Below are 6,283 nucleotides of genomic sequence, written 5' to 3'. Positions count from 1 at the left end.
CGAAATGCTCCATCAGTGGAACCACCACTACAACTGGCACCGCCCGCACCAAGGTATCGGCGGCAAAGCACCAATGTCCAGACTCTCAACCAACCGAAATAACCTCTTGCAACTTCACAACTAGGGTACGCATTCAGTAGCTATATCCGCAACGAGCCGTGGTCTTGGTATAACTTTGCTACGTCCGTAGGAGGAGGCGCTTTAGCGGGCGGTACACTTGGCGCTGCCGGAGCCGTCTGGACGTCTAACAGTTCAGTCGCGAAGGGTATAGCCGACGGAGTAGCAACGCAGAACGGCTGGTAGGCGAAAATGGCGGCAATGACTATTAAGCCTGTTCTAGTGGCAACGGTCCTGATTGCCGCCATCATCTTGGCGCCGACAAAAAAGCATCTCCTATTGTTTAGTACGCCTCTGTTCGTAATCGGGTTTCAACTATGCACAGATGTTGCGAAGAGACAAAAATTCTATCCCTACTTGCTTAGCGATTTGAATCCACTTCGCAACAAGTGGCTATCCTTCCTTGCAGTTTACGTCATGTGGCAGTCCACGAGCTACTCCTGGTCATAGAGACTCCGGCCGTTGAATCTAAAGGGCGATGTCCAAGAGAGATCGTCGGAAAAGCAGCATCAGTTGTCCGTTCACCGGACAACAAGGCAATCCTGCCGAAAAGCTTCAAACAGCCATCAGAGTACCGAGTAGTTCATTCAAGCGTGCGCCCCGAAAGCTACTACGGCGTCGTCTCAGACAGCAGTAGGGGCGGCTGAATCTTTGTCAGCGCCAGTGTAAGAGGAAGCGCATTGTAGCAACTCGATGCAAGCGAGCTGCCCGCGTTGCCGACTTCAGTAAACAATGCGTCGCGTACGCTAGATAGCAATTCATCTACAGCGACCAGCCAAACAGGAGAACCTTATGCTTATGCCCGCACTACGTCTCTTCGCTCTTCGCGGAATCTCTTTCGATGAATACCGCTTCCCTCGATGGCAGTCCGCCGTCGCGATTCTGGTTCTCGGCATCGTCATCGGTCTCGACCCTTCATTGCGAACACCGCGGCCGGGAGTGCTCCCTATGCCTTTCGCGGTCGCCCTCGCGTATGGCGTGGTGTCGACCGCCGCTGGTTTTCTAATAGTTGTCACGGTCCTAAAGTGGTGGCTGCGACGCGGCCAGCGCTGGGACGGGAATGGGGACCTGGTCAATCTTTCTGCCGCCTCCTGGCTGGTCCCAGATCTTCTCATCGCTGGGCTTACTACAATGGGTGTGCCCGGACTGCTCACGCTACCACTGTGGCTATACTCTGCCTGGGTAGGAGCGAATGCGATCGCAGGAGCTATTCCACGCGTCACACTGGGATACGCTATTGCGGGTATTGCAATCGGCATGATCCCCGCCATTCTTGCAATGATACTGATCGCCTTTGCCGCGACAGTAGTGCCCGCTGCCCTTGGCTTTCAAGCATAGGCATCCCGTGCCCAGTGCACCATCCGGAGCGGTCTTATTCCTGACCATGCTGACATGCCTGGCCGCTCAGGCTGAAAGCGCCTGGATTGCCACTCACTCTCTGTCCGGCCCGGTTCGCACGAAGAGCTGGAAGGCACTGCGCGACACACAGGTGGTCAAGCAAGACCTTGACTATTCATGCGGCGCAGCCTCGCTAGCCACCTTGCTCAAGGGCTTCTACGGCCAGGACGTGACCGAAGAGGCCCTGTTGAAGGCGATGGATAAGAGCGATGGCCGGGCATCGTTTGAAGACATGCAGCGCGGGTTAACGCAATTCGGTTTCAAGGCACAGGGATTCGCCGCCTCGTATGAACAACTAGTGCAGCTACGCGTACCGGTCATCGTCTACCTCAAGCACCGGAAGGACGACCACTTCTCGGTTCTACGCGGGATTGATAAGAACGGGGTGTGGCTGGCGGATCCGAGCCTTGGCAATCGCACATATAGTCGCGAGCAATTCCTTGAGATGTGGGAAACACGGAGCAGCAAAGATGACAACGCCCGTTTGCGCGGAAAATTCCTGGCTGTGCTGCCATCTGTGCCAACCGTAGCGGGACGTAGTGACTTCTTCGCTAAAGCGGTGCGCCGACAAACGACGCAGGCAGTACAACAGGTAACCGTCAGACCTCTTCCCTGACACGCCTTTTAGACCAAGATGCCAGCCTGCAAACTACACTGGTATGGATGGATATTCCTCGCCACCCTCGCATTGGCCTGTCAACGTCCGATGTATGCCGTCCTTCCCACCCTGTACATGCCGCTACTAGGACTGGTTCTTTACCGGAAATTTGGCTGGCTGTCGTACAAGAGAATACATGCAGCTGATCCCGCCTTCGGCCGCAAACTCGACACCTCAAACATGCTATTTGCCGTACTAAATGGGGCGGCCATCGCCAAGATCGATGGTTATTTCTATTCGTAACATCCCATCCGGCATTAGGGCGGCCATAGCGGCCAACTCCCGCCGCGGCCAAGTTCATTGACGGGTCTCGTCGCCCGAGATATACTCGCGAGTTCTCGATTTTGGGCTCTCCAGGGCCTGAGCGTTCTTTGGTCAGCTTTCCCGCCTTTTGCAACGCCTTTTCCTGTTCCCAATCGAAGCGCGCCAGCGCAGATTCACCTCCCGGTCCCGGGCAATCGTTTTCGGGGCCGTATTATCAACGTTTCATCTTTAAAGACCGATGCCAACAATCAACCAACTTATTCGCAAGCCCCGCGAGCGCGGCGCTGTGAAGAGCAAGTCGCCGGCGCTGGAAAACAGCCCGCAGAAGCGCGGCGTTTGCACCCGTGTGTACACCACCACCCCGAAGAAGCCGAACTCGGCGCTGCGTAAGGTCGCCAAGGTGCGCCTGACCAACGGTTTTGAGGTCATTTCCTACATCGGCGGTGAAGGTCACAACCTGCAGGAACACAGCGTCGTGCTGATCCGCGGCGGTCGTGTGAAGGACTTGCCGGGTGTGCGTTATCACATGGTTCGCGGTGCGCTGGATACCCAGGGCGTCAAGGATCGTAAGCAGGCCCGCTCGAAGTACGGCGCAAAGCGCGCCAAGGCCGGCGCAGCCAAGAAGTAATACGTTATTCCGCCGGTGCTTCACCGCGGAGTGTGAGTCGGCCCCGAACGGGTCGAGTAAGTGGGCGCTCCTGATGGGTGTCCGCGAGCAGGCGGCAAATACTGTGGTGCCGCGGCTCAACTGAAGATTGAAAGGAAACGAAATGCCACGTCGTCGTGAAGTCCCCAAGCGGGAGATTCTGCCGGATCCGAAGTTCGGCAACGTTGAAGTTGCCAAGTTTGTCAACGTCCTGATGCTGTCCGGTAAAAAATCGGTCGCCGAGAACATCATCTATGGTGCGTTTGACCACATCAAGACCAAGTCGGGCAAGGATCCGCTCGAAGTCTTCATCGCCGCCATCAACAACTGCAAGCCGATGGTCGAAGTGAAGTCCCGCCGCGTCGGTGGTGCGAACTATCAGGTGCCGGTCGAGGTCCGTCCGGTGCGTCGCCTGGCGCTGTCGATGCGCTGGCTGCGCGAAGCCGCCAACAAGCGCAGCGAGAAGTCCATGCCGCAGCGTCTTGGTGGCGAGCTGATGGAAGCCGCGGAAGGCCGCGGCGGTGCAATGAAGAAGCGTGACGAAGTGCACCGCATGGCAGAGGCCAACAAGGCATTCTCGCACTTCCGTTTCTGATAGCAGCAATGACAGCGCCTTCGCATCGTTGAAGGCCATGCAGTAAAAATCGGTTGAAACCGGGCGCATCTTTGGAAAAAGCGGCGCTCGGTTTTCGACCATTTGAGTTAACCTCGAGCCCCGCGTGCGCGGGCAAAAGTTAGGATTGAATTATGGCTCGCAAGACCCCCATCGAGCGTTACCGCAATATCGGTATCTCCGCTCACATCGATGCCGGCAAGACCACCACGACCGAACGTATCCTGTACTACACCGGTGTCAACCACAAGATCGGTGAAGTGCACGATGGCGCGGCGACCATGGACTGGATGGAGCAGGAACAGGAGCGCGGCATCACCATTACGTCCGCTGCAACGACCTGCTTCTGGAAGGGCATGGCCAACAACTTCCCCGAGCACCGCATCAACATCATCGACACCCCGGGCCACGTGGACTTCACCATCGAGGTGGAGCGCTCCATGCGCGTGCTCGACGGCGCCTGCATGGTCTACTGCGCAGTGGGTGGCGTGCAGCCCCAATCCGAAACCGTCTGGCGTCAGGCCAACAAGTACAAGGTTCCGCGTCTGGCCTTCGTCAACAAGATGGACCGTACCGGCGCGAACTTCTTCAAGGTCTATGACCAGATGCGCGCGCGCCTGAAGGCCAACCCGATCCCGATCCAGGTACCCATCGGCGCCGAAGAAAACTTCGAAGGCGTGGTCGATCTGGTCAAGATGAAGGCGATCTACTGGGACGACGCTTCCCAGGGCATGAAGTTCGACTATCGCGATATCCCGGAAAACCTCCAGGCTGCCGCGCAGGAATGGCGCGAGAAGCTGGTCGAGGCTGCTGCCGAGGCCAACGAGGAACTGATGAACAAGTACCTCGAAGAAGGCGACCTGTCCGAAGAAGAAATCAAGAAGTCGATCCGCCAGCGCACCATCGCCGGCGAAATCGTGCCGATGATGTGCGGCACCGCCTTCAAGAACAAGGGCGTGCAAGCCATGCTCGACGCCGTGATCGAATACCTGCCGGCACCGACGGACATCCCGCCGGTCCAGGGCACCGACGAGGACGAGCAGCCCGCTTCCCGCAAGGCTGACGACAACGAGAAGTTCTCCGCGCTCGCATTCAAGATCATGACCGACCCGTTCGTCGGCCAGCTGATCTTCTTCCGCGTGTACTCGGGCGTTGTGAACTCCGGCGACACCGTCTACAACCCGGTCAAGGGCAAGAAGGAACGTATCGGCCGTCTGCTGCAGATGCACGCGAACCAGCGCGAAGAAATCAAGGAAGTGCGCGCTGGCGACATCGCCGCTGCAGTGGGTCTGAAGGAAGCGACCACCGGTGAAACCCTGTGCGATCCGGAAGCCGTCATCACCCTCGAGCGCATGGTGTTCCCGGAGCCCGTGATTTCGCAGGCTGTCGAGCCGAAGACCAAGGCCGACCAGGAAAAGATGGGTATCGCGCTGAACCGCCTGTCGCAGGAAGACCCGTCGTTCCGCGTCAAGACCGACGAAGAATCCGGCCAGACCATCATCTCCGGCATGGGCGAGCTGCACCTCGAGATCATCGTCGACCGCATGAAGCGTGAATTCAACGTGGAGGCGACCGTCGGCAAGCCGCAGGTTGCCTACCGCGAAACCATCCGCAAGACTTGCGAAGAAGCCGAAGGCAAGTTCGTCAAGCAGTCGGGCGGCCGCGGCCAGTACGGTCACGTGGTTCTGAAGATCGAGCCGCAGGAGCCGGGCAAGGGCTTCGAGTTCGTCGACGCGATCAAGGGCGGCGTCGTGCCGCGCGAGTACATCCCGGCGGTTGAAAAGGGCATCATCGACACCCTGCCGACCGGCGTGATGGCTGGCTACCCGGTGGTGGACGTGAAGGTCACGCTGTTCTTCGGTTCGTACCACGACGTGGACTCGAACGAAAACGCGTTCCGCATGGCCGCATCGATGGCGTTCAAGGAAGGCTGCCGCAAGGCCAGCCCGGTTCTGCTCGAGCCGATGATGGCTGTCGAAGTCGAGACGCCGGAAGAGAAGATGGGCGACGTGATGGGCGACCTGTCGTCCCGTCGCGGCATGATCCAGGGCATGGACGACATCGTCGGCGGCGGCAAGATCATCCGCGCCGAAGTGCCGCTGTCGGAAATGTTCGGCTACTCCACCACGCTGCGTTCGCTGACTCAGGGCCGCGCGACCTACACGATGGAGTTCAAGCACTACGCCGAAGCACCGAAGAACGTCGCTGACGCGGTGATCACGGCCAAGGGCAAGTAAGCAGCAGGACCGCGCGGGCGTGCATGCGCCCGCGCTTGGATATCATCAAACATTCGTTCTTTTTGAAGGAAATCTGAAATGGCAAAAGGCAAGTTTGAGCGGACCAAACCGCACGTGAATGTGGGCACGATCGGTCACGTTGACCATGGCAAGACCACGCTGACTGCTGCAATCGCAACCGTTCTGTCGGCCAAGTTCGGCGGCGAGGCGAAGAAGTACGACGAGATCGATGCGGCACCGGAAGAGAAGGCACGCGGCATCACGATCAACACCGCGCACGTCGAGTACGAGACCGCCGGCCGTCACTACGCTCACGTTGACTGCCCGGGTCACGCCGACTACGTCAAGAA

At 58.4% G+C, this 6,283-nt stretch carries 7 protein-coding genes; all 7 read left to right on the top strand.

Annotation, left to right across the window (positions count from 1 at the left end; all coding sequences use genetic code 11):
* Positions 1–4 precede the first annotated feature (4 nt).
* Positions 5–124 carry a hypothetical protein gene (locus NCCP691_RS21060; RefSeq protein WP_373870378.1) on the top strand — a complete coding sequence of 40 codons (120 nt, stop codon included), beginning with the start codon at positions 5–7 and terminating at the stop codon, positions 122–124.
* Positions 125–909: 785 nt separating this feature from the next.
* Entirely contained in the window at positions 910–1,455 is a 546-nt protein-coding gene (locus NCCP691_RS21055; RefSeq protein ID WP_220810535.1) for a hypothetical protein, read from the top strand.
* A 7-nt stretch (positions 1,456–1,462) separates the two neighbouring features.
* Positions 1,463–2,131 (top strand): C39 family peptidase, encoded by a 669-nt coding sequence (locus NCCP691_RS21050; RefSeq protein ID WP_238482540.1) that lies wholly within the window; start codon positions 1,463–1,465, stop codon positions 2,129–2,131.
* 544 nt (positions 2,132–2,675) lie between these two features.
* A complete protein-coding gene (rpsL, locus tag NCCP691_RS21045) occupies positions 2,676–3,065 on the top strand; it encodes a 30S ribosomal protein S12 (protein WP_220810534.1) in 390 nt (129 codons plus the stop codon).
* Between the two features lie 142 nt (positions 3,066–3,207).
* The gene (gene rpsG / locus NCCP691_RS21040; protein WP_220810533.1) at positions 3,208–3,678 is read left to right on the top strand and encodes a 30S ribosomal protein S7; all 471 of its coding nucleotides are present in this window, start codon (positions 3,208–3,210) and stop codon (positions 3,676–3,678) included.
* Between the two features lie 152 nt (positions 3,679–3,830).
* Positions 3,831–5,933 carry an elongation factor G gene (gene fusA / locus NCCP691_RS21035; protein WP_220810532.1) on the top strand — a complete coding sequence of 701 codons (2,103 nt, stop codon included), beginning with the start codon at positions 3,831–3,833 and terminating at the stop codon, positions 5,931–5,933.
* Between the two features lie 78 nt (positions 5,934–6,011).
* On the top strand, positions 6,012–6,283 hold a 272-nt coding region (locus tag NCCP691_RS21030), incomplete at its 3' end, for a GTP-binding protein (RefSeq protein ID WP_238482386.1).

The organism is Noviherbaspirillum aridicola (assembly GCF_019656455.1).
Classification (GTDB): Bacteria; Pseudomonadota; Gammaproteobacteria; order Burkholderiales; family Burkholderiaceae_D; genus Noviherbaspirillum; species Noviherbaspirillum aridicola.
Note: the sequence above shows the minus strand (reverse complement) of the source record. Positions and strands in the feature narration are given on the sequence as shown.

What these genes read in the sequence shown, in the direction of transcription:
- NCCP691_RS21060 (WP_373870378.1), top strand. Translation starts at nt 5, where the DNA reads ATGCTCCATCAGTGGAACCACCACTACAACTGGCACCGCCCGCACCAA.
- NCCP691_RS21055 (WP_220810535.1), top strand. Translation starts at nt 910, where the DNA reads ATGCTTATGCCCGCACTACGTCTCTTCGCTCTTCGCGGAATCTCTTTC.
- rpsL (WP_220810534.1), top strand. Translation starts at nt 2,676, where the DNA reads ATGCCAACAATCAACCAACTTATTCGCAAGCCCCGCGAGCGCGGCGCT.
- rpsG (WP_220810533.1), top strand. Translation starts at nt 3,208, where the DNA reads ATGCCACGTCGTCGTGAAGTCCCCAAGCGGGAGATTCTGCCGGATCCG.
- fusA (WP_220810532.1), top strand. Translation starts at nt 3,831, where the DNA reads ATGGCTCGCAAGACCCCCATCGAGCGTTACCGCAATATCGGTATCTCC.